Consider the following 21832-nt stretch of genomic DNA (forward strand, 5'->3'; position numbering starts at 1 on the left):
TTAAAAATTATTTAGCTGTTTTTTCTTTTGCAGGTCCATAATTTAAAATCAAACGTTGGTTTGGGTTTAAATATTTTTTTGCAACTTCTTTAATATCTTCTCTTGTAATAGAACGGTAAATGTCAATTTCAGTATTTACTAAATTAATATCACCATATAATAAATAGTATGAAGCTAAATTTTCTGCAATACCTTCAACAGTTGAATTTGAATTCACATAGTTGTTTTCAAATTTATTTTGAAGTTTTTGAAAATCATTTTCAGAAATTAAATTGTTTTGCATGTTTACAATTTCTTCGTCAATTTCTTTTAATAAACTTTCTGAAGACACATCACCTAATGGTAAACTATAAATAATGTATTGTCCGTAGTCTTCTTGAGAATTATTGAAAGCACCAACTTGAAGCGCTACTTTCTTATCATCAACCATTTTTTTGTATAACTTAGAACTTTTTCCGTCTGATAAGTAAGAAGAAATCATGTCTAAAACACGAGCATCTTTAGTTTTCATAGATGGCGTTCTGTATGCTGCTAAAGTCATTGGTAATTGAACGTTTGGATCTTCCCAAGTAGCATTAATTGTAGAAGTAATTGGAGCTTCTTCAAATTTTTGTCTTTTAATTGGTTCTCCTTTCGGAATAGCTCCGAAATATTTTTTAATCCATTCTTTAGCTTGAGCATTATCAAACTGACCAGCAACAACTAAAACAGCATTATTTGGAATGTAGAATTTTTTATTGAATGCTTTAAACTCATCTAAAGTAGCAGAATCTAAATGCTCCATTTCACCAATTGTTGTCCAACGGTATGGGTGGTTTTTAAATAAACTTTGTTTGATTGCTTTGAAAATGTTTCCGTAAGGTTGGTTGTCAATTCTTAAACGTTTTTCTTCTTTTACTACTTCGTTTTGAGTATCAACACCAATTTGGTTAATTACTGGATGCATTAATCTTTCAGATTCCATCCAAATAGCTAACTCTAAATTATTAGAAGGGAAAACTTCATAATAATACGTTCTATCATCAGAAGTGTTTGCATTGTTGTTACCACCATTTGCAGTAACTATTTTAAACCACTCTCCTCTTTCAATATTTTTTGTTCCTTCAAACAATAAATGTTCAAAAAAGTGAGCAAAACCAGTACGATTTGGTTGTTCGTCTTTTGCACCAACATGGTACATTACTGAAGTAATAATTACTGGCGCAGAATTATCCTGATGTAACACAACGTGTAATCCGTTATCTAAATCAAATTCTTCAAATGCCACTTTTTGCGCATTTGCAGTGCTTCCTAACATTGCCATTGTTCCTAAAGCCATTAAAGTTTTTTTCATAAGTAAGTTTTATTGTTTTTTAAATCTCATATGAAGCGCTATTTTATTGTACTTTAACACAAATATTTTTGGTAGCGCATTTCACAATTAATTTTATAATAATAAATGATGTTAATTAGTGTGCGAAAGATATAAATTGTTACACAAAAAGCGAAAAACTTATTCAATTTATTTAAATTAAAGAAAAAAGAAAAGTTATGTTGTGTGATTAATAAATAATTGTATATTTGCAAACTGAAAAAATAATAATCTAAACATATTGTTATGTACGCAATCGTAGAGATAGCAGGGCAACAGTTCAAAGTAAGCAAAGACCAAAGGTTATTTGTTCACCGTTTAGCAAGTGATGTAGACGCAAAAGTTTCTTTTGACAAAGTCTTATTAATTGATAACGGAGGAGCATTAACATTAGGCGCCCCAGCTATAGAAGGAGCTTCTGTTGAAGCCAAAGTATTAAACCACCTTAAAGGTGATAAAGTAATCGTCTTCAAAAAGAAAAGAAGAAAAGGTTACAAAAAGAAAAACGGTCACAGACAATCGTTTACTCAAATTATCATTGAGAACATCGTTGCTACTGGTTCTGTAAAAAAAGCTGCTGCTCCTAAGAAAGAAGCTGCTCCAAAAGCGGAAAAATTAGCTGATGCTCCTGCTGCTGCACCTAAAGCTACTAAAGCTAAAGCTGCTAAAGCTGATGATTTAAAAATTATCGAAGGTATTGGACCTAAAGCTGCTGAAGTATTAGTTGCTGCTGGAATTGACACTTTTGCTAAATTAGCTGCTACTGCTGCTGATAAAGTAAATGCAATTTTAGATGCTGCTGAAGCTAAAGTACAACATTTAGATCCAACTACTTGGGCACAACAAGCTCAATTAGCTGCTGATGGTAAAATGGATGAATTAAAAAAATTACAAGATGAATTAAACGGTGGTAAAGCTGTTTAATTTTAGTATTAACTTATAAAACCAAAACGTCATGGCTCATAAAAAAGGTGTCGGTAGTTCGAAAAATGGTAGAGAATCAGAATCAAAACGTTTAGGCGTAAAGATTTATGGTGGTCAAGCTGCAATTGCAGGAAATATCATTGTTAGACAAAGAGGTTCAAAACACAACCCAGGTGAAAATGTTTACATGGGAAAAGATCATACTTTACATGCTAAAGTTGATGGAATTGTAAAATTCCAGAAAAAAGGTGAGAACAAATCTTGGGTTTCTATTCTTCCATTCGAAGCATAATCTTAAGATTACAAATACAAAACCCGTCTTGTTGTAAAACTTGACGGGTTTTTTGTTTTTAGTAATTACACAAATTATATTAATTTAAAAAATATTACGATTTAAACTTTGCTAAATAATTCTCCGATTGAATTTTCATTATTTCAGTCGCATTTTTCTTCTTCAAATTATATAACTCTTTATCAGCTTTAATATCCGCATATACCTCATCGTAAATAGCAGCATCTGTTTTCTTTTGCAAGTCGCGTTGGTAACTGTTTTGTTCAATTAATGTTTTATAACTAATTTCTGCATCTTCCAATTTAAAATCGTATTCGCTTTTACTCGATAACAACTTAGCAATAATTGGCGAAGTTTCAATCGCCAAGAATAACAACATAATAAATAACGAAGGCAAAAACGGTAATTTATCCAAAGCGTTTATTCGCGCCATTAATCCATCGAAACTATCAATTACCGGTTGTGAATCGGTTACTTTCTTATCCAAATCCGCTTGTAACGATTTTCCTTTCGTTTCCTTTTCGGCAATTAACTTCCCGTTTGAAACTTTTAAAGAGTCCAATTGTTTCGAAACTAAATCGAAAGCTTCCCGCTTTTCTTTATAAATTGGTCCTTTTCCCATTTTTTTCGTTCCAGCCGTTCCCTCCGCTTCCGTAATGTACGATTGATACAAAGCTGCCACTTCTTTTTCTTTTGTCTTTAACTGGCTTTTCAGACTATCAATAGATGCTTGATTTTTATCGACATCTGTTTTAAAGAAATTTGCAACTTGTTTTTTATTCGCGATAGCCATTTCGTTTTTCTCTTTTAATAAAACAGTATCAATTTCTTTTTTGAAGATTTTAATTTCTAACGGTTTTGAAATTACGATAGCAATAATCATGGCCAACACAATTCGCGGAGACGCTTGAATGAATTCATCCATAAAACTATCACGTTTTTTAATGGTTGAAACAATAAATCGGTCTAAATTAAAGATTAATAAACCCCAAATTAACCCGAAAGAAGTTGCCATATACACATTATCAAAAACAGTATATAAAGCGTAAGAACAGGCCACAAAAGCCATAATAGCAGTAAAGAAAACAGTAGCACCAATTCCGGCATATTTATTCTGTTCTCCATTGGAGCAAGAAGTAACTATATCTTTGTCCGCTCCAGAACAAAGGATAAAAAATGATTTTAGCATAACGATTCGTTTTACAACCAAAAGCATACACTTATGGTTAGTTGATGATTGATGATGATGATTACAAATTTGTTGCCAAAAATGGTTTTTTGTTACAGGTTTTTGGATTTATTATTTGACACTAAACAGAAACAACCAATTTTACGGTTTTAAGACATAAAAAAATCCCCAATCTTTCGAAAAGGGATTTTATATTTATAAAAACGAAAGTCAGTAAAAACCTATTATTGTTTTAAAAATTCAAATATTTTATTAGCAATTTCATTTTTTCCATTTTCACTTGTAATATAAGCTTTATCATTTTCATTAGATAAATATCCTACTTCCAACAAAACAGCTGGACATTTAGAATTTTTAATAATATAAAGATTAGCATCTTTCACTCCACCTTTTGCTAAATTTCTATTTGAAATATTATCAATTAATTTATTTGCTGTTATTAATGACTTTTCATAAAACTCATTTTGACTAGAAACATATGCATTTACACCATTTTCTTTTATGTTCGTTGATGCATTTAAATGCAATGAAATCACTAAACTTGGATTAATTTCATTTATTTTATTCACTCTTTCGCTTAAGCTAACAAAACTATCATCTTCACGAAGTAAAATAATTTTAAAATCTTCGTTAACATTTAATGCTTTAATTTTTTTTGCTAAACTTTCTACTATTTTACTTTCAAGTTCTTCATTAATTTTAGCGCCATGATCCTTTCCGCCATGACCTGCATCAATTACTATTATTTTTTGGTTTTTGGTATTTGATTTAGTTTCATAAGCCACGTATGATTTTGCATCCTTATAATTCACTCCAATGATTTTAATAGTATCATTACCAAACTTTAAGTGATTATTTTTTAAATGTTTATCGAAATAATCATTGGTATATAAAGTATAATGATAATCACTTTTAATTCCCTTTAAATCCCCTCTTCTATACATTCTTGTATAAGTGTGATGCTTAAAATCTGTAGGTTTGTATTTAGATAACTCAGAGTTTTTTATAGGTGTTTCATTAATTCTTACAGCGATATCATTACTTGAAACTAATTTATTATAAAATTCATTCGTTACCTTTTTTTCATTAATTGCTTCTGGAATAAAATCTAAATGAAGTCTTTTTTCTTCTAAAGTTAGCTCTTCATACATTTTATCAATTTTTACCACTTTTTTGCTATCGTCTCTAATTATCACTCTTACATTAGAATAGTAACGATCTCTAATTTTATCTTTCTCTGTTATTTCAGTATTTTTTAATTCTGAATTTACATTGATAACTTTCTCCTGCGCTATGATTTCTATACAGAAAAAATAAATTAATCCAGCAAGAATAGGAACAACAGCAATTTTTTTCAAAACGGCTAATTTTTGCGATGTGTTTTTTGTCATCATAATTAATCTTTTTTTGGTTACTAAATAATTCAAATTACTGGCCAAGTAAATCGTTTGGTTACAGCTACCTTTTTGTAAAAGTAAATTTTGGTAAAACGGAACATTGTTATATGTTTTCACAATTTCTTCATCGGCAAGAAATTCGTGATTAAGTTGAATAGCTTTTTTGTATAAAATTAATATTGGGTTGAACCAAAAAATAACTTTTAAAAACTCAATAAATAAAATATCTAGTGTATGTTTTTGAGTAACATGAACTAGCTCATGTGTGAATAATTCATTTTCAATATTTCTGTTATAATAGTCATCGAAATTGATAAAAATGGAGTTTAAAAAAGTATACGGAAGTGTTTTTTCTTCAACCAAAATCAGATTCGCATTTTTGTATTTTACAACTGGATTAATTTTTGATTTAATCATTAATTTTTTCCAATTTTTTCCAAATCGCAATAAAAATATAAAACTTATTATTCCATATATACCCCAAATTATAAACGGCAAATAATTTGTAGTTTCTTGTATAGGAATAACTTTTTCTTGAATAGAATTTTGATCTAATACTGAAGGAATTGAATTAACAATAATGGGTTCAATATTTTTTACAACTGGAATAACCTCAATTATTTCAAATGTAAAAAACGGAATTGCTAGTGAAATAAAAATCGAAATCAAAAGATAAAATCGATTGAATTGATGCATTTTTTCACGTTCTAAAACCAAATGATAGAAACCAAGAAAAACAATTAAACTGATTGTTGATTTTATTAAAAAGTCGATCATTTTTTCTTTTTTTGAAGTTCAACGTCAATTATTTTTTTCAATTCTTCCAATTCAGATTCCGTTAAATTAGTTTCTCGTGTAAAAAAAGAAGCAAATTGTGATGACGAATCATTAAAGAAATTCTTAATTAATCCGTTCACATGTTTTGAAAAATAGTCGTTTTTTTTCACTAATGGATAATATTCTCTTGAATTACCAAATTCATTATAAGCCACAAATTTTTTATCAATCATTCGTTTTAAAAGAGTGGCTACTGTTGTGGTTGCTGGTTTAGGTTCTTGATAAGCTTCTAACAAATCTTTCATGAAAGCTTTTTCCAGCTTCCATAGATGTTCCATCAATTGTTCTTCAGTGTTTGATAACGTCATTTGTTCTACGAATTTAGAATTAACTCTACAAATGTAGAATAATATTTTGATTCTACAAACATAGAGCAGTATTTTTACAAAAAAATCCCTAATCTTTCGAAAAGGGATTTCATATTATATATTTTTATCTCACTTGGTGAATTGTAAAATAACAGTCTTCTCTATTTCCAATTAAACCTAAACTTAGCAAACTAGCCACCACATTAAAACTTATAGTATCACCAATAGTTAAACTAACGAGTGTATTTATACTCCTTGAAGGCGGTGTCGCATTTATTCCTAAAATACCAATATTTGCAAATGAATTTCGATTTACAATCGTGCCGTTTTTTAAAATTACCACACCAAAATCAGTAGCAACTGAAATAGCTGAAGTAGCTTTTATTTGAATATTAATTTCATAAATACCATCCTGTTTGACTGTAAAAACTGAAGTTGAAGTATTAAATTCATTATTCAAATCAAATTCTTCAAAATCAAATGGAATTATTTTAGTACCAGCTAATAAAGTTAAACTTACATCGCTAGAGCTAACAAAAGCACCTTTAACAAAAGTTTTTAAATGACTTTCAATAACTGTCTTAGAAGAAATCCGCTTCACATTTCCAAGATTATCAGTTACTAAAATGGAATCTTTTGCGGCAGTATTATTAGTAGTTGTATTTGATGTCCTGACTCTTAAAGTGCCATTTACATCTAAATCAGCAGTCGGTGTAGTTGTCCCAACTCCAACCTGACTAAAGACATTTGTTACAAAAAAAACAAGACTAAGGTGAAGTAGCTTTTTCATAAACTTATATTTTTATTAAAATTAATAAAAATATATCAAAAAATCCCTACAAAAAGTTAATTTTATTTTAACATTCTGTAAGGATTTTGTTACTTATATAAAATACTAATTAGTATCTGTAGTATTCTGGTTTAAATGGTCCAGCAACTTCAACTCCAATATATGCAGCTTGATCGTCACGTAACGTTTCTAACTCAACACCCAATTTCGCTAAGTGTAAAGCAGCAACTTTTTCATCTAAATGCTTAGGCAACATGTAAACTTCATTCTTGTAGTTTGCACTGTTTGCCCATAACTCTAACTGTGCTAAAGTTTGGTTAGTAAACGAGTTACTCATTACAAAACTTGGATGACCTGTAGCACAACCTAAGTTTACTAAACGTCCTTCAGCTAAAATGATAACTTCTTTTCCGTTTACTGTATAAATATCAACTTGTGGTTTAACTTCGTTTTTAGTGTGACCAAAGTTTGTGTTTAACCAAGCCATATCAATTTCATTATCGAAGTGACCGATATTACAAACGATAGCTTTATCTTTCATCGCTTCGAAGTGACGACCTAAAACGATGTCCTTGTTACCAGTTGTAGTGATGATAATATCAGCATTTGAAACTACTGTATCTAATTTCTTAACTTCGAAACCGTCCATTGCAGCTTGTAAAGCACAAATTGGGTCAATTTCAGTTACAGTTACAATAGAACCAGCTCCACGGAAAGAAGCTGCAGTACCTTTACCAACATCTCCATAACCACAAACTACTACTCTTTTACCTGCTAACATTACGTCAGTTGCTCTACGAACTGCATCTACTGCAGATTCTTTACAACCGTATTTGTTATCAAATTTAGATTTAGTAACCGAATCATTTACGTTGATAGCTGGCATATATAAAGTTCCTGCTTTCATTCTTTCGTATAAACGGTGAACTCCAGTTGTAGTTTCTTCAGATAAACCTTTGATTCCTTTTACTAATTCAGTGTATTTATCAAACACTAAGTTTGTTAAATCTCCACCATCATCTAAAATCATATTTAATGGCGCACGTTCTTCACCGAAAAATAACGTTTGCTCAATACACCAATCAAATTCTTCTTCATTCATACCTTTCCAAGCATAAACTGGAATTCCAGCAGCAGCAATTGCAGCAGCAGCGTGATCTTGAGTTGAGAAAATATTACAAGAAGACCAAGTAACATCTGCACCTAAAGCTACTAATGTTTCAATTAAAACAGCAGTTTGAATTGTCATGTGTAAACATCCAGCAATACGAGCACCTTTTAAAGGTTGGCTTGCACCAAACTCTTCTCTAAGCGCCATTAATCCTGGCATTTCAGCTTCAGCTAATAAAATTTCTTTTCTTCCCCATGCTGCTAAAGAAATATCTTTAACTTTGTATGGTACGTAAGGAATTGTTGTTGTACTCATTATAATTTGTATATTTATTTAAATTTAAGTCCGCAAAGGTACAACATAAGTTTTTAATTTAGAAATAAATTATAGACATTTATGTTTTGTTTAAATAGCTAAACAACTGAATTACAATTGTATAAAATTTTTCAAACCTGAAAGAAACATGCCTTTTTATAAAGAAATTAACATTAAGTCAAATACCATAGCCTATTTTTGGAAAATTTCCGAAGATTTAGATTGGTTTTTTGAGAATGCACAACTTAATGAAAAGTCAATTTCTCGCTTGGAAACCATGAGTTCAATAGAACACAAAAAAGGGTTTTTAGCGGTTCGAATGTTATTGCAACATGTTGGTTTTACTGATTTTGATTTGTTTTATGATGAATTTGGAAAACCACATCTTAAGATGGAAGATGGAAGATGGAAGGTGGAAGAAAACGAGACTTCAAACTCCCAGCTTCAAAACCCCAGCTCCCAGCTCCCAGCTTCTGACTCTATACACATCTCCATTTCTCATTCTCATGAGTTTTCTTGTATTTGTATCAGTAATCAATGTATTGGAATTGATTTAGAAAAACGAAAAGAAAAAACCTTGAAAATTGCACCTCGATTTATGAACATTTCACATTTAGAAAACCTTTCTGAATCGGATAAAATTGCAAAATCTACGGTCGTTTGGGGAGTTAAAGAAAGTGTTTTTAAAGTAAAAAACGAGAAAGGAATTAGCTTTCCAAATCACATTTCCGAATCGCCATTTCAATTAGAAGACAAAAAAGGAAAAGCGCAATTGCATTTTAATAACATTACCGAAGAATTTCAATTTGAGTTTGATTTTGTAGACGATTATGTTTTCGTTTGTGTTTTGAATTGTTCCGAAAAGTAATAACAAATTAAAATCTTTACTTTATAATCCTTACTTTCGCATAGCAATGAAAAACATCTACCAAAATATTTTAGTCGCCAAACAAGTAAACGAAAAATTGTTGGCTATTTTGATTGATCCTGACAAAACGAAAGTCGAGGAAATTGAAAATATATCTCAAAAAATCAATCAATCACCAGCTACACATATTTTTATAGGCGGTAGTATTGTAGAACAAATTTGCATCGATAGCTTAATTATCGAAATCAAAAAACATTGCCACTTACCTATTCTTATTTTTCCAGGACATCCATCGCAAATTTCAAATGAAGCCGACGGAATTTTGTTTTTAAGTTTACTTTCTGGCAGAAATCCGGATTATTTAATAGAGCATCATATTAATTCTGTGGATATTTTAACCAATTCGACTTTGGAAATTATTTCGACAGGTTACATTTTAATTGATGGCGGAAATGAAACGGCTGTGCAACGCGTAAGTCAAACTTTACCTATTGAAAACACCAATATCGAATTGGCCTACAAAACCGCAAAAGCAGGCGAATATTTAGGTAAAAAACTAATTTATTTAGAAGCTGGAAGTGGCGCTAATCATCATGTTTCATTAGAAATGGTTGCATTTGTTTCTAAAAATATTTCAATCCCTTTAATTGTTGGCGGTGGCATTCGAAACTTATCTAAAATTGAAGAAATTTTTAAAGCTGGTGCTGATATTGTTGTGATTGGAACCGCATTTGAAAACGATAGTAATTTCTTTAACAACTAACATGATTGAGATTATTACAAATCAATATAAGGACATTCCTAATTGGCAAATTGCTATAGAAATTATCGTTTTTATATTTGGTATTTTAAGTGTGTATTTTGCAAAAAAAGAAAACATTTTAGTGTATCCAACTGGAATAATTGCAACAGTATTATCTATTTATATTATGTTCAATGCAAAATATTTTGCCGATATGAGCATAAATATTTATTATTCTATAATGAGCATCTATGGTTGGTATCAGTGGAAAAAAACAACAAACGGCGAAACACTTACCATATCGAGAACCAACAATAAAGAGAAAGTCATTGGTGTCATTCTATTTATTATCACAGCTATTGTTTGTGTTTTTATATATCAATTTTTCGATTACAAACTACAGACTAACAATTATTTAGATATTTTTACTACTTCTTTATTCTTTACAGCCATGTGGTATATGGCTCGCAAAAAAATTGAAAATTGGACACTTTGGATTATTGGCGATGCCATTTGTGTTTATATATTTTTCGACAGACAACTTTACATTATTGCCGTTCAATACATAATTTTTACTATTTTAGCCATCTCAGCGTATATAGAATGGAAAAAATATTTAGCGAAATAGATTTACAACAAATTGTTACACGCGGAAATTCTCTTGAAAAAATCATGCAACAATTGCATTATTTTAAAAACGGAATTCCGAATATTAACTTATATAAAATTGCATCAATAAATGATGGGATTTTTCAATTTTCTGAAGTTGAAGTTGAAAATTTTTGCACGTATTTCGATAAACACAAAGACAAGTATTCTATTGAAAAATTTGTTCCTGCAAGTGGCGCTGCAACAAGAATGTTTAAATCGTTAAATGAATTTTTACATAATTTCAATCCAGAGAAAGACACTATAAATTCTTACGTAAACCTTAATAAAGACAGAGATTTAAATTTATTTATTGTAGGTTTAAGATGTTTTCCTTTTTACAATGAATTGAAAGAAAAAACAAAAGCTATTTTTACAGATTATCCGAGTTATAATTCTGACCAAAAAGTGTATGCGATTGTAAAAACATTATTAACGGAAGAAGGTTTAAATTTCGCTAATAAACCAAAAGGAATTTTACCATTTCATATTCAAAATAATAAAATTTTAACACCAATTGACGAACATGTTTTCGAAACTGATTTTTACAAAAATCCAAATCAGAAATCGAAAATTCATTTCACTGTTACCAAAGAATTTGAAAAAGATTTTTTAGAAATCACCAATAAATATGATAATTTAGAAATTTCATTTTCTTACCAAAATGAAACTTCAGATACAATTGCAGTAAACGCAGACAATACGCCTTTTAGAATTTCTGAAAACGAATTGTTTTTTCGCCCTGGCGGGCACGGCGCATTGATTGAAAATTTAAATCAACTACAATCAGATGTGGTTTTTATTAAAAATATTGACAATGTTTCGCAAAATAATCGTGAGATGATTTTAAATCACAAAAAATTATTAGGCGGAATTCTTATTTATACCAAACGACAAGTTGAAATTTCATTGAAAAAATTATTGAACAATGAAGTTGACGAAAATAACATTAAAGAAATTATTGATTTTGTAGAAACAAAAATGTCTTTTCCTTTGCCAGATGAATTCAAAATGTTTCAATTCAATTATCAAAAAGAGTATTTAATTAAGATTTTGAACAGACCAATTCGTGTTTGTGGAATGGTTAAAAATGAAGGGGAACCTGGTGGTGGACCGTTTTGGGTCCAAGACGAAAAAGGCAGATATAACTTACAGATTGTAGAATCGTCTCAAGTTGATTTAAACAATGAAAATCAGCGCACCATTTTCAAAAATTCTACTCATTTCAATCCTGTTGATATCGTTTGTAGCATCAAAGATTACGAAGGAAAAAAATTCGATTTAACTAAATTCATAGACGAAAAAGCGGCATTTATTACGGAAAAAACCAAAAACGGAAAACCAATAAAAGCTTTTGAATTACCTGGATTATGGAATGGTGCTATGGCAAAATGGACGACGATTTTTGTAGAAGTTCCAATTGAAACGTTCAATCCAGTAAAAAAAGTAAACGATTTATTGAAACCTGCACATCAACCTAGTAATTTAGATACCAATTCTGCATTCTAATGAAGACGGAAATTATAACATCTGAACTCAATTTTAAAGCGGTACGAAGCAGTGGTGCTGGCGGACAAAATGTAAATAAAGTGTCCTCTAAAATGGTTTTGATTTTTGACGTGGCGACTTCATTAGGCTTAGATGATGAGGAAAAAGCACAACTTCAAACCAAATTAAAAACAAAAATCTCTCAAGAAAATTTATTGATTTTAACTTGCGATGAAGATCGAAGTCAATTCAAAAACAAACGAATTATCATCAAACGTTTTTTCGAAATGCTTGAAAAAGCATTAGTTAAACCTAAAGTTCGAAAAGCAACAAAAATCTCAAAAGGAGCCAACGAAAAACGCATTCAAGAAAAGAAAAAAGCAGGCGAGATTAAAGCTGGAAGAAAAAAATTAGATTTTTAAACTTGTAAATTTGTAAGTTTAAACTAAAGAGTCATATCTTTGCCCCATCTCAAAGGGGTGCTTAGATTCTTTCAGAATGACAGATTCGAAGCTGAGATTATACCCATAGAACCTGGGCGGGTAATGCTGCCAAGGAAAATCGAGAAATTCTTATCATGTTGAACACGATTCAGCATCTTAATTCTCACAAATAATAATTATTTAACAAGAGTAATTACCCCTTTTATTCGTATTTTTTTACGAATTATGTTTTTATTTAAAAAAAATTTATCACTAACTGCCTTTTGCCTTTTTTCTTATGCCTTAAATGCACAAGAACAACCTAAAGATTCAGTTAAACAAATTGAAGAAGTCTTAATCTCTGGTGTTAGAGCTAAAGACAAAAGCCCAATTACCTTTACCAATGTTTCCAAAGCGCAAATTGCGCCAAGAAACTTAGGTCAGGACATTCCCATTTTATTAAATTATTTACCTTCTGTAGTTACTACAACCGATGCTGGTGCTGGAGTTGGTTACACCTACATGCGTGTTCGTGGATCTGATGGTTCTCGAATTAATGTAACTTTAAATGGTGTACCGTTTAACGATAGTGAAAGTCAAGGCACATATTTTGTAAACTTACCTGATTTTGCTTCGTCTTTAGAAAGTATTCAGTTGCAACGTGGTGTAGGAACTTCAACAAGTGGCGCTGGCGCATTTGGTGCGAGTTTAAATTTACAAACTAGAACCTCTCAGGCAAATGGTTATGCAGAAATTGCAAATTCAGCTGGAAGTTTTGGAACAAGAAAGCATACGTTAGCTTTCGGAACGGGTTTACACAATAACTTTGAAATGAATGCACGTATTTCAAAAATTGATTCAGATGGTTATATAGACAGAGCATCTTCTAATTTATTTGGTTATTATTTTGATGCCAATTACATTACAAAAAACACTATCATTAAAGCGATTGCATTTGGAGGAAAAGAAAAAACATATCAGGCTTGGAATGGTTTAGAAGATGAAGAAAAACTAAGAAACGACAGAACATATAATTCTGTTGGACAATATACGGATGCCAATGGTAATACTCAATTTTACGGAAATGAAATCGATAATTACGGACAAAATCATTTTCAATTACATTGGAATCAAAAATTAGCAGCTAAATGGCAATCAAATATTGCATTACATTATACTTCAGGAAAAGGATATTTCGAACAATATAGAGAAGATGAAACTTTTGCTGATTATTATTTACCCGATTTTGGAGCAAATACAACCACTGATTTAGTTAGAAAACGTTGGTTAGATAACGACTTTTTTGGAACTACTTTCTCATTGAATTACAAAACAGAAAAAACAGATGTAATTATTGGTGGAGCAGCAAATAAATACCAAGGAAAGCATTTTGGAGAAGTAGTTTGGACGCAATTTTACGTCCCAACAGACAACAAGTATTACGATAATTTCGGAAATAAAAATGATGTGAATTTTTATGCAAAAGCATCACAACAGGTATGGAAATTTAATTTCTTTTTAGATTTACAATACCGTATGGTTTTCTATCAAGCAAATAGCACAAAATTTGCAGATGTTAATGATACTTTCCGATTTTTTAATCCAAAAATTGGAGCTAATTTTCAAATTAACCAACACAACCAAATGTATTGGTTTGCAGGTATAGCAAATAAAGAACCTAGACGAGATGATTATGAAAACGGTGCTGTAAAACCAGAACGTTTATTAGATTATGAATTGGGTTGGAAATACGCAACAAGTAAAACAAAAATTAACGTAAATACTTTTTTCATGCAATATGAAAACCAATTGGTAGCAACTGGAGCGTTAAATGATGTAGGAAGTCCAATTTTTGAAAATAGCGGAAAAAGCTACCGTTTTGGTTTAGAAATTGAATCTGCTATTAAACCCTTAAAATGGTTAACTGTTGCGCCAAACTTGACTTTAAGCGCCAATAAAAATAAAGATTTTTACTTTCAAAGAGATGGTGTTTTAACGAATTTAGGAAATACCAACATTGCTTATTCTCCAAACATTATTGTTGGAAATAACATCACATTTACACCAGTTAACGATTTACAAATTTCATTTTTAACCAAGTTTGTTGGTGAACAATATATGGGAAATATCGATGCTGAAAAATCGGTTTTAGCTGATTATACCACATCAGATTTTAATATTACTTACGAATTGAAAATTAACAAAGGCATCAAATCTATTGTGTTTTCAGGAATGGTAAATAATGTTTTCGATAGGGTTTACGAATCAAACGGTTATTTTTATACGTATGACGACACTTGGAGTGGTCCAGAAACTACAACAATTGAAGGTGTTGGATATTATCCTCAGGCTGGAATTAATTTCTTAGCAGGAATCAACTTGAAGTTTTAAGTATTTTTATATAGTTATGCATTCAAAAAAGGTTAGAAGAAATTCTAGCCTTTTTTATTTACCTTCAATCCAATTCGTGATACTTTCATCATCTGGTTGAATTTTTGGTAGAATTACTTTTTCTAACTCACCATTTTCATTCAATAAATACTTTTGAAAATTCCATTTTACTTTGGAATCTTCTACTCCATTTTCAGATTTCTTAGTCAGGAATTCATAAACCGGATGTTTATTTCTTCCTTTTACAGAAATTTTTTCCATCATAGGAAAAGTAACACCGTAATTTACACTACAAAACTCTTGAATATCATTTGAATTCCCTGGTTCTTGCCACAAAAAATCATTTGAAGGAAAACCTATTATTTCGAAATTTTGAGTTTTATATTTTTCGTAAATTTCCTGTAATTTTTCGTACTGAGGTGTTAATCCGCATTTAGAAGCAGTATTTACAATTAGTATTTTCTTTCCTTTTAAAGTGGAAAAATCAAAGTCATTCCCTTGCAAATTCTTCACCATAAAAGAATGAACAGAACCTTTCGGATACGTTTTTGTATCTTTTTTAAAGAACGAAAAAATACTTTCAAACATTAATTATACACTTTAATAGTTGTTGCGTCAACCATTTGTACTCTATAAGCTTTCATAGGATATTTCTTTCCAGCAGATAAACCTGTGTACAAACTATATTCAGCGTCATCGCAAGGACATTTCGCATTAATTGAATTAATTGTCATGGTAGAGCAATCTGACAAAGCTTGATTAGGACAAGCAGCATCATATGCCAAGTAATTTCCACTACCCGCATTAAAAACAATCAAACCTCTAATTCCCGCACCTGCAGAATTTACATAAACAGCATTAGAAGGATATTGCAAAGTAGCATATTGAGGAAAACTCATATTTAAATTAACTTCAAACGAATAATTTGGTAAATACGGATTGTTATTACTCGTTTCTTTGTCTTTTTCACAAGACAAAGTAGCTAAAAACAAAACAACTAGGTAAAAAAATCTTTTCATTTTTTATATTTATTTGAATTATCAAATTTAATTTATTTATATTTGACAAACTAATATAGTAAACGAAAAATAGTTAAATAAATTATATCTTTGCAAAAAGGGAATCCCATAGTTGTGGGATTTTTTCTATTTTATAAATTAATGAAGTTATGAGCACAGTATCTTACTACACAGCAGAAGGATTAAAACATTTAAAAGACGAGTTAGACCAACTTAAATCTATAGAGCGCCCAAAAGCATCACAAGCTATTGCAGAAGCAAGAGATAAAGGAGATTTATCTGAAAACGCGGAATACGATGCTGCAAAAGAAGCTCAAGGTTTGTTAGAAATGCGTATTTCTAAAATGGAAGAAGTAGTCTCTAACGCAAGAATTATTGATGAATCGACTTTAGATTTATCAAAAGCATTGGTTTTATCTAATGTAAAAATTAAAAATCAAACGAACGGAATGGAACTAACATATAAATTAGTTGCAGAAAGTGAAGCAGATTTAAAAACTGGAAAAATATCAGTAACTTCTCCAATTGGAAAAGGTTTATTAGGTAAAAAAGTAGGTGAAATTGCAGAAATCAATGTGCCAAATGGAGTATTGAAATTTGAAGTTTTAGAAATTACACGCGACTAATTCTCGATACATTTTTTGATTTCATTTCTCAATTAAATAAAATCAAAAAACACTCGAATTGACGAAATTGTTTTAATTATGAGTTCTATTTTCACAAAAATAATCAACGGAGAAATCCCTTGTTATAAAATTACAGAAAACGAAGATTTTATTGCTTTTTTAGATGTTAATCCGAATGCAAAAGGTCATACTTTATGTGTGCCGAAGCAAGAGATTAATAAAATTTTCGACATGGAAGAAACATTATACTTAGGTTTAATGGCATTTTCAAGAAAAGTAGCCATTGCTTTAGAAAAAACAGTTCCTTGCAAACGAATTGGCGTAGCGGTTGTTGGTTTAGAAGTACCACACACTCATGTGCATCTGATTCCACTTCACGATATGGACGATATGCGTTTCCAACGAAAAACAACTTTAACACCAGAAGAATTTACAGCATTAGCTAAGCAAATCGGTGAAAATTTATAAAACCAAATTCCACAAATTTTAAATGAGTTTGTGGATTTTTTTTATCTTATTCATGAAAAAAATCATCCTTTTTTTATTATTCTCAAATTTTGTTTTTTCTCAAGACATTACGACTGAAAATTATTTTTGGGAATTTAATTACATCAATGAAAACGGAATTGAAGCTGTAATTGGCGCAAAAAATTGTTATGTCAGGCAAGATTCTACATCTAACAGTCAATTATTAGATTCTTTACAAATTGGAACTAAAATTAAAGTTCTAAAAAACACCGAAGAATATCTAAACATTAAAGGTTTAAATTTATCTTGGGTTGAAATTGAATATCATAAAAACAACCAAGTGAAAACGGGTTTTCTTTGGAAAGGTTTTATAGCCGTTGGAAGTTCTACAAAAGGCAACACCACTTTTTTAACGACTATCGATTCTAAATACAGTAAAAAAGTAAAGCAAAATGATTACGAATATGATGGAGAATTTTGTCGAATTTCTGTCAAAGCCATAAATTCTGAAAATCAAATTATAAATGAAAAATCAATTTCTAAAGAATTATCAGAAAGTATTTATTTTCAAAATTCAGCAATTAAAAGTTGGGGTTTAAAAGAAGTCTCAGATGTATATCGAATTTCTTTTAGCGGGCAAGCTTGCGGTATCCCAACGTACCATTTTTATTTTGGCTGGAACGGAAAAGAATTTTTACTTCTTCCAGAGAAATACGATGTTGGAGATGCTGGTGTTTATTACCATACAGAAGAATTTATCTTCCCAAAAGAAAAAGGTGGACAAACCGATATGATCATTAAGAATATTGAAGAAGACGAAGAAGTTAGCGAAGCTAAAGATGGTTCATATACGATTCATGAAGTTAAAAAATCTACCGAATATTATTCTTGGGACGGAAAAACATTTAAACTAATAAAAACCACAAAACAGAAACCAAAACTTATAGATGTAAAATATTAACTCTCTTTTTTAAAACTCATTTGCATTGTAGTTCCTTTGCCAATTTCCGAACTCACTACTCTAATTTTTCCTTTGTGATACTCTTGTACAATTCGTTTGGTAAGTGACAAACCTAATCCCCAACCGCGCTTTTTAGACGTGTAACCTGGTTCAAAAACGGTTTTAAATTTATTTTTAGGAATACCACTTCCAGTATCGGTAACAGTAATATAAACATTCGTGTCACCTTCTACAATTTCAATAAAAAGTTTACCTTTTCCTTTCATCGCATCAATAGAATTCTTTACTAAATTTTCAATAGTCCAACTATGCAATGTCGGATTTAACGAGACGTAAAGTGGTTTACTTGGTGCTCTAAAATCGAAACTAACTTGCTTAGAAGTTCTGGCTTGTAAATATTCAAAAGATGATTTTGTTTCTTCAATAATATCTTTTTTTTCTAAAATAGGTTCACTTCCAATTTTCGAAAATCTATCGGTTATGGTTTGCAAACGATTGATGTCTTTTTCAATTTCAGTAATCGTAGATTCTTCTACATTATCTAATTTCAACAATTCCAACCAACCAATTAATGAAGACAAAGGCGTTCCTATTTGATGCGCCGTTTCCTTCGCCATTCCTGCCCAAAGTTTATTTTGAGTTGCCATTTTAGTCGCGCGATAAAAGTTATATACCACACCGCCAAATAATAAAGCCACCAACAATAAAGCTATTGGATAATATTTTAGTTTATTTAGCATTGGAGAATCTCCATAATACACCAAATTATAATCATCAGGTGCAAATTGTATTTTAATAGGCTGATTTTGATTCTTCAAACTATTAAAATAATTTTTAATTTTTACAGAATCTTTCGTAATCAAAGAATCAATATTTGCACTGTTTATAATGTTAAGTTTTTTATCCGCAAGAATTAAAGGAATATTTTTATTGTTTTCTATTATAAATGTTGGTAATGAAATATCCGCATCTATATCTGAATTTCTTATATTTTTTAAAGCCTTAGCCCAAAGTTCTACTTTATTACGTTCCTCTTCTTTAAAAATTTGGAAAAAGATATAGGTATTCCATAAAATTAAGGAAGCAATTAAAAACGAGGAAATAATTATGATCCAACGTGTAAGATTTCTTTTTTCAGAAAACTGCATAGAATGTATTTTGAGTAAAAATAACAAAAAGTGAGTAGTGAATTGTAATTAGTGAATAGTTTTTTGATTTTTTTACAAAGTCTAATTAAAGAATTCAAGTATATTTGTAAAAAATTACAATTTATGTTAAGCATTGATCCAAAAGAAATTTCACCAGCAAAATTACAAGGGTATTTACAAAGTGCTGTAGCGCCTAGACCTATTGCTTTTGCTAGTACTTTAGACCTGAACGGAAACCCGAATTTGTCGCCATTTAGTTTTTTTAATGTGTTTAGCAGCAATCCGCCGATATTGATTTTTTCGCCAGCGAGAAGAGTTCGAGATAATACGATAAAACATACTTTAATTAATGCTCAAAACACGAATGAAGTTGTTATTAATATTGTAAATTACGATATTGTACAACAAATGAGTTTGTCGAGTACAGAATATCCTGATGGTGTAAATGAATTTGAAAAAGCTGGGTTTACGATGCTTCCTTCGGATATTGTAAAACCATTTAGAGTTGCTGAAAGTCCGGTTCAATTTGAATGTAAAATTAACGATATTATCGCTTTGGGTGACCAAGGTGGTGCTGGGAATTTGATTATTTGCGAAGTGGTTAAAATTCATATTCACGAAAGTATTTTAGACGAAAATCAAATGATTGATCAACGTAAAATTGATGTGGTTTCACGTTTAGGAGGAAATTGGTACAGTCGTGCTAATGCTGGATTATTTGAAGTAGAGAAACCCTTAACAACTTTAGGAATTGGTGTAGATTCTATTCCGAATTTTATTAAAGAAAGTGGATATTTCAACGGAAATGATTTAGGAAAATTAGGAAATATAGAAGCTATTCCAAATGAAGAAGAAATTACTATATTTGTAAAAGAAAATTTTGAAGTGAAAGCTGTTTTAAGTTCAGACGATTTCGATACAAAATTCACAAAAGCAAAAGAATATTTAGACAACAATCAGGTTTTAAACGCTTGGAAACTGTTATTAGCAGAAAAATAAATTATAGAGATTATGGAAGTTATTGGAAAAATTAAAATGATTGGAGCTACTCAAGACGTTAGTGCTTCATTCAAAAAGAGAGAATTAGTTGTTACTACTGAAGAGCAGTATCCACAACATATTATGATTGAATTTACGCAAGCAAAAGTTGACGATTTAAATTCTTACCAAGTTGGAGAACAAGTTAAAGTTTCTATCAATTTAAGAGGTAGAGAATGGGTGAATCCTCAAGGTGAAACAAAATATTTTAACTCAATTCAAGGTTGGAGAATTGAAAGAGTAGCCGCTGCAGCTCCTGCTGGCGCTCCAGAAATGCCACCTATGCCAGCTGCTGAAGCTTTTGCTCCTGCAACTGACTTTAAAGAAGAAGAGCACGACGATTTACCTTTCTAAAAGTTAGAAGTCTGAAGATAGAAGTCAGGAGTTAAGGTTTTACTTAATTTCTGGCTTTTTTTAATATTTCTAATTTGAAATTGATTTTTTGAAACTTAAAAAATGTATTTTTTAACACCTGAACTTTATTTTCCTCCAGCTTCAGAAACCTCATTAGAAGGTATTATTGCTGTTGGTGGCGATTTGTCTCCTGAAAGATTGTTATTGGCTTACCAAAACGGGATCTTCCCTTGGTATAATGAAGAGGAACCCATTTTATGGTGGTGTCCAGAAGAAAGAATGGTGTTGTTTTTCGAGAATTTACGAATTACGAAAAGCATGCGAAACATTTTAAACAGAAAGGAATTTCAAGTTACTTTTAATACTGCTTTTAAAGAGGTGATTTCTAATTGTCAGCAATCACCAAGAAAAGACCAAGATGGCACTTGGATTTCAGATGAAATTGTAGAAGCTTATTGCAAATTGCACGAATTAGGTCATGCTAAAAGTGTGGAAGTTTGGCAAAATAACAAACTCGTTGGCGGTTTATACGGCATTGATTTAGGCGATGTGTTTTGTGGTGAAAGTATGTTTTCTAAAGTTCCAAATGCGAGTAAAGTTGGTTTTATTCATTTGGCAAAACAATTAGAAATGGCGAATTATAAATTGTTAGATTGCCAGGTTCATAACAATCATCTAGAAAGTTTAGGTTGTATTGAAATTGACCGTGAAGAGTTTTTAGCGATTTTGAAAGGTTAGATTTTACTCAGAGTATCGTAAAGATTTATTTTCTACAACCACGAATTCACGAATTATAGTTTGCGCTTAAAATTTTACGTCAAAATTTATTCATCTACGATGAAAATTCGAAATAAATCGAAAGTTTAAAACAATAAATTCAAAAATTCTTGGCTAAATTTAAAATTTTCAAAATAAAGAACGCTTTATCTAGCATCAAATTTTTTCAAACTTCTTACATATAACTCTTCTACTTTTTTTCGTGCCCATTCGGTTTTTCGTAAAAAAGTTAAACTAGATTTAATGGTTGGATTTTCATTAAAACATTTAATTTTTATCAATTCGCCAAGCGTATCAAAGCCATAATAATCGACTAATTTTTCGAGAATTGCTTTTAAAGTTATGCCGTGAAGTGGATCGTTGCTCAT

24 protein-coding genes are annotated in these 21832 nt (G+C 30.6%); 14 read left to right on the forward strand and 10 right to left on the reverse strand.

Annotated elements, in window-relative coordinates:
* Positions 1-7 precede the first annotated feature (7 nt).
* Positions 8-1333 carry a M16 family metallopeptidase gene (locus tag BMX42_RS05765; RefSeq protein WP_091310258.1) on the reverse strand — a complete coding sequence of 442 codons (1326 nt, stop codon included), beginning with the start codon at positions 1331-1333 and terminating at the stop codon, positions 8-10.
* Positions 1334-1597: 264 nt separating this feature from the next.
* Here BMX42_RS05765 and rplU point away from each other — a divergent pair, with 264 nt between their 5' ends.
* Together rplU and rpmA are read left to right on the forward strand one after the other, a co-directional pair.
* Positions 1598-2275, forward strand: a complete 678-nt coding sequence (rplU, locus tag BMX42_RS05770) for a 50S ribosomal protein L21 (RefSeq protein WP_091310261.1) — start codon at positions 1598-1600, stop codon at positions 2273-2275.
* Between the two features lie 31 nt (positions 2276-2306).
* Complete coding sequence (gene rpmA, locus BMX42_RS05775) at positions 2307-2567, forward strand: 50S ribosomal protein L27 (RefSeq protein WP_091310265.1); 261 nt, start codon at positions 2307-2309, stop codon at positions 2565-2567.
* 94 nt (positions 2568-2661) lie between these two features.
* Here rpmA and BMX42_RS05780 read toward each other — a convergent pair whose 3' ends face one another.
* The 5 genes from BMX42_RS05780 to ahcY all read right to left on the reverse strand — a co-directional run bounded on the left by BMX42_RS05780 (position 2662) and on the right by ahcY (position 8514).
* Entirely contained in the window at positions 2662-3756 is a 1095-nt protein-coding gene (locus tag BMX42_RS05780; protein ID WP_091310269.1) for a DUF4407 domain-containing protein, read from the reverse strand.
* A 224-nt stretch (positions 3757-3980) separates the two neighbouring features.
* Positions 3981-5930, reverse strand: coding sequence for an N-acetylmuramoyl-L-alanine amidase (locus tag BMX42_RS05785; protein ID WP_091310272.1), 1950 nt, complete (start codon positions 5928-5930; stop codon positions 3981-3983).
* Positions 5927-6298, reverse strand: coding sequence for a BlaI/MecI/CopY family transcriptional regulator (locus BMX42_RS05790; protein WP_091310276.1), 372 nt, complete (start codon positions 6296-6298; stop codon positions 5927-5929). The genes BMX42_RS05785 and BMX42_RS05790 overlap by 4 nt, the downstream gene beginning before the upstream one ends.
* A 124-nt stretch (positions 6299-6422) precedes the next feature.
* Positions 6423-7088: a hypothetical protein gene (locus tag BMX42_RS05795; RefSeq protein WP_091310280.1), complete on the reverse strand. Its 666-nt coding sequence runs from the start codon at positions 7086-7088 to the stop codon at positions 6423-6425.
* A gap of 109 nt (positions 7089-7197) precedes the next feature.
* Complete coding sequence (gene ahcY / locus BMX42_RS05800) at positions 7198-8514, reverse strand: adenosylhomocysteinase (RefSeq protein WP_091310283.1); 1317 nt, start codon at positions 8512-8514, stop codon at positions 7198-7200.
* 148 nt (positions 8515-8662) lie between these two features.
* On the opposite strand from ahcY, the gene BMX42_RS05805 reads away from it, so the two are divergent.
* The 6 genes from BMX42_RS05805 (at position 8663) to BMX42_RS05830 (ending at position 15073) form a co-directional block, all read left to right on the forward strand.
* Positions 8663-9382 carry a 4'-phosphopantetheinyl transferase family protein gene (locus BMX42_RS05805; RefSeq protein WP_091310287.1) on the forward strand — a complete coding sequence of 240 codons (720 nt, stop codon included), beginning with the start codon at positions 8663-8665 and terminating at the stop codon, positions 9380-9382.
* A 46-nt stretch (positions 9383-9428) separates the two neighbouring features.
* A complete protein-coding gene (locus BMX42_RS05810) occupies positions 9429-10145 on the forward strand; it encodes a phosphoglycerol geranylgeranyltransferase (protein WP_091310290.1) in 717 nt (238 codons plus the stop codon).
* 1 nt (position 10146) lies between these two features.
* Complete coding sequence (gene pnuC / locus BMX42_RS05815; protein ID WP_091310294.1) at positions 10147-10752, forward strand: nicotinamide riboside transporter PnuC; 606 nt, start codon at positions 10147-10149, stop codon at positions 10750-10752.
* Entirely contained in the window at positions 10728-12281 is a 1554-nt protein-coding gene (locus tag BMX42_RS05820; protein ID WP_091310298.1) for a DUF4301 family protein, read from the forward strand. Before pnuC ends, BMX42_RS05820 begins: the two co-directional genes overlap by 25 nt.
* Positions 12281-12682 (forward strand): alternative ribosome rescue aminoacyl-tRNA hydrolase ArfB, encoded by a 402-nt coding sequence (arfB, locus tag BMX42_RS05825; protein WP_091310302.1) that lies wholly within the window; start codon positions 12281-12283, stop codon positions 12680-12682. The genes BMX42_RS05820 and arfB overlap by 1 nt, the downstream gene beginning before the upstream one ends.
* 246 nt (positions 12683-12928) lie before the next feature.
* On the forward strand, positions 12929-15073 hold the full coding sequence (locus tag BMX42_RS05830) for a TonB-dependent receptor (protein ID WP_091310305.1): 2145 nt from the start codon (positions 12929-12931) through the stop codon (positions 15071-15073).
* Positions 15074-15127: 54 nt separating this feature from the next.
* On the opposite strand, the gene BMX42_RS05835 is transcribed toward BMX42_RS05830, so the two are convergent.
* Together BMX42_RS05835 and BMX42_RS05840 are read right to left on the reverse strand one after the other, a co-directional pair.
* Positions 15128-15661, reverse strand: a complete 534-nt coding sequence (locus tag BMX42_RS05835; protein WP_091310308.1) for a glutathione peroxidase — start codon at positions 15659-15661, stop codon at positions 15128-15130.
* Positions 15661-16092 (reverse strand): Rieske (2Fe-2S) protein, encoded by a 432-nt coding sequence (locus BMX42_RS05840; protein ID WP_091310312.1) that lies wholly within the window; start codon positions 16090-16092, stop codon positions 15661-15663. Before BMX42_RS05840 ends, BMX42_RS05835 begins: the two co-directional genes overlap by 1 nt.
* A gap of 149 nt (positions 16093-16241) precedes the next feature.
* On the opposite strand from BMX42_RS05840, the gene greA reads away from it, so the two are divergent.
* The 3 genes from greA (at position 16242) to BMX42_RS05855 (ending at position 18147) form a co-directional block, all read left to right on the forward strand.
* Entirely contained in the window at positions 16242-16718 is a 477-nt protein-coding gene (gene greA, locus BMX42_RS05845) for a transcription elongation factor GreA (RefSeq protein ID WP_091310314.1), read from the forward strand.
* A 78-nt stretch (positions 16719-16796) separates the two neighbouring features.
* The gene (locus BMX42_RS05850; protein ID WP_091310318.1) at positions 16797-17186 is read left to right on the forward strand and encodes an HIT family protein; all 390 of its coding nucleotides are present in this window, start codon (positions 16797-16799) and stop codon (positions 17184-17186) included.
* A gap of 52 nt (positions 17187-17238) precedes the next feature.
* Positions 17239-18147, forward strand: a complete 909-nt coding sequence (locus tag BMX42_RS05855) for a hypothetical protein (protein ID WP_091310321.1) — start codon at positions 17239-17241, stop codon at positions 18145-18147.
* On the opposite strand, the gene BMX42_RS05860 is transcribed toward BMX42_RS05855, so the two are convergent.
* Positions 18144-19295 (reverse strand): sensor histidine kinase, encoded by a 1152-nt coding sequence (locus BMX42_RS05860; protein ID WP_091310324.1) that lies wholly within the window; start codon positions 19293-19295, stop codon positions 18144-18146. The genes BMX42_RS05855 and BMX42_RS05860 overlap by 4 nt on opposite strands.
* Positions 19296-19418: 123 nt before the next feature.
* On the opposite strand from BMX42_RS05860, the gene BMX42_RS05865 reads away from it, so the two are divergent.
* The 3 genes from BMX42_RS05865 (at position 19419) to aat (ending at position 21425) form a co-directional block, all read left to right on the forward strand.
* Positions 19419-20294 carry a flavin reductase family protein gene (locus BMX42_RS05865; protein WP_091310328.1) on the forward strand — a complete coding sequence of 292 codons (876 nt, stop codon included), beginning with the start codon at positions 19419-19421 and terminating at the stop codon, positions 20292-20294.
* Positions 20295-20306: 12 nt separating this feature from the next.
* Entirely contained in the window at positions 20307-20687 is a 381-nt protein-coding gene (locus BMX42_RS05870; RefSeq protein WP_091310332.1) for a DUF3127 domain-containing protein, read from the forward strand.
* Between the two features lie 102 nt (positions 20688-20789).
* Positions 20790-21425 (forward strand): leucyl/phenylalanyl-tRNA--protein transferase, encoded by a 636-nt coding sequence (aat, locus tag BMX42_RS05875; RefSeq protein ID WP_091310336.1) that lies wholly within the window; start codon positions 20790-20792, stop codon positions 21423-21425.
* 185 nt (positions 21426-21610) lie between these two features.
* Here aat and BMX42_RS05880 read toward each other — a convergent pair whose 3' ends face one another.
* Positions 21611-21832 (reverse strand): VF530 family protein, encoded by a 222-nt coding sequence (locus BMX42_RS05880; RefSeq protein WP_177169127.1) that lies wholly within the window; start codon positions 21830-21832, stop codon positions 21611-21613.

The organism is Flavobacterium terrigena (assembly GCF_900108955.1).
Classification (GTDB): domain Bacteria; phylum Bacteroidota; class Bacteroidia; order Flavobacteriales; family Flavobacteriaceae; genus Flavobacterium; species Flavobacterium terrigena.

What these genes read in the sequence shown, in the direction of transcription:
- BMX42_RS05765 (WP_091310258.1), bottom strand. Translation starts at nt 1,333, where the DNA reads ATGAAAAAAACTTTAATGGCTTTAGGAACAATGGCAATGTTAGGAAGC.
- rplU (WP_091310261.1), top strand. Translation starts at nt 1,598, where the DNA reads ATGTACGCAATCGTAGAGATAGCAGGGCAACAGTTCAAAGTAAGCAAA.
- rpmA (WP_091310265.1), top strand. Translation starts at nt 2,307, where the DNA reads ATGGCTCATAAAAAAGGTGTCGGTAGTTCGAAAAATGGTAGAGAATCA.
- BMX42_RS05780 (WP_091310269.1), bottom strand. Translation starts at nt 3,756, where the DNA reads ATGCTAAAATCATTTTTTATCCTTTGTTCTGGAGCGGACAAAGATATA.
- BMX42_RS05785 (WP_091310272.1), bottom strand. Translation starts at nt 5,930, where the DNA reads ATGATCGACTTTTTAATAAAATCAACAATCAGTTTAATTGTTTTTCTT.
- BMX42_RS05790 (WP_091310276.1), bottom strand. Translation starts at nt 6,298, where the DNA reads ATGACGTTATCAAACACTGAAGAACAATTGATGGAACATCTATGGAAG.
- BMX42_RS05795 (WP_091310280.1), bottom strand. Translation starts at nt 7,088, where the DNA reads ATGAAAAAGCTACTTCACCTTAGTCTTGTTTTTTTTGTAACAAATGTC.
- ahcY (WP_091310283.1), bottom strand. Translation starts at nt 8,514, where the DNA reads ATGAGTACAACAACAATTCCTTACGTACCATACAAAGTTAAAGATATT.
- BMX42_RS05805 (WP_091310287.1), top strand. Translation starts at nt 8,663, where the DNA reads ATGCCTTTTTATAAAGAAATTAACATTAAGTCAAATACCATAGCCTAT.
- BMX42_RS05810 (WP_091310290.1), top strand. Translation starts at nt 9,429, where the DNA reads ATGAAAAACATCTACCAAAATATTTTAGTCGCCAAACAAGTAAACGAA.
- pnuC (WP_091310294.1), top strand. Translation starts at nt 10,147, where the DNA reads ATGATTGAGATTATTACAAATCAATATAAGGACATTCCTAATTGGCAA.
- BMX42_RS05820 (WP_091310298.1), top strand. Translation starts at nt 10,728, where the DNA reads ATGGAAAAAATATTTAGCGAAATAGATTTACAACAAATTGTTACACGC.
- arfB (WP_091310302.1), top strand. Translation starts at nt 12,281, where the DNA reads ATGAAGACGGAAATTATAACATCTGAACTCAATTTTAAAGCGGTACGA.
- BMX42_RS05830 (WP_091310305.1), top strand. Translation starts at nt 12,929, where the DNA reads ATGTTTTTATTTAAAAAAAATTTATCACTAACTGCCTTTTGCCTTTTT.
- BMX42_RS05835 (WP_091310308.1), bottom strand. Translation starts at nt 15,661, where the DNA reads ATGTTTGAAAGTATTTTTTCGTTCTTTAAAAAAGATACAAAAACGTAT.
- BMX42_RS05840 (WP_091310312.1), bottom strand. Translation starts at nt 16,092, where the DNA reads ATGAAAAGATTTTTTTACCTAGTTGTTTTGTTTTTAGCTACTTTGTCT.
- greA (WP_091310314.1), top strand. Translation starts at nt 16,242, where the DNA reads ATGAGCACAGTATCTTACTACACAGCAGAAGGATTAAAACATTTAAAA.
- BMX42_RS05850 (WP_091310318.1), top strand. Translation starts at nt 16,797, where the DNA reads ATGAGTTCTATTTTCACAAAAATAATCAACGGAGAAATCCCTTGTTAT.
- BMX42_RS05855 (WP_091310321.1), top strand. Translation starts at nt 17,239, where the DNA reads ATGAAAAAAATCATCCTTTTTTTATTATTCTCAAATTTTGTTTTTTCT.
- BMX42_RS05860 (WP_091310324.1), bottom strand. Translation starts at nt 19,295, where the DNA reads ATGCAGTTTTCTGAAAAAAGAAATCTTACACGTTGGATCATAATTATT.
- BMX42_RS05865 (WP_091310328.1), top strand. Translation starts at nt 19,419, where the DNA reads ATGTTAAGCATTGATCCAAAAGAAATTTCACCAGCAAAATTACAAGGG.
- BMX42_RS05870 (WP_091310332.1), top strand. Translation starts at nt 20,307, where the DNA reads ATGGAAGTTATTGGAAAAATTAAAATGATTGGAGCTACTCAAGACGTT.
- aat (WP_091310336.1), top strand. Translation starts at nt 20,790, where the DNA reads ATGTATTTTTTAACACCTGAACTTTATTTTCCTCCAGCTTCAGAAACC.
- BMX42_RS05880 (WP_177169127.1), bottom strand. Translation starts at nt 21,832, where the DNA reads ATGAGCAACGATCCACTTCACGGCATAACTTTAAAAGCAATTCTCGAA.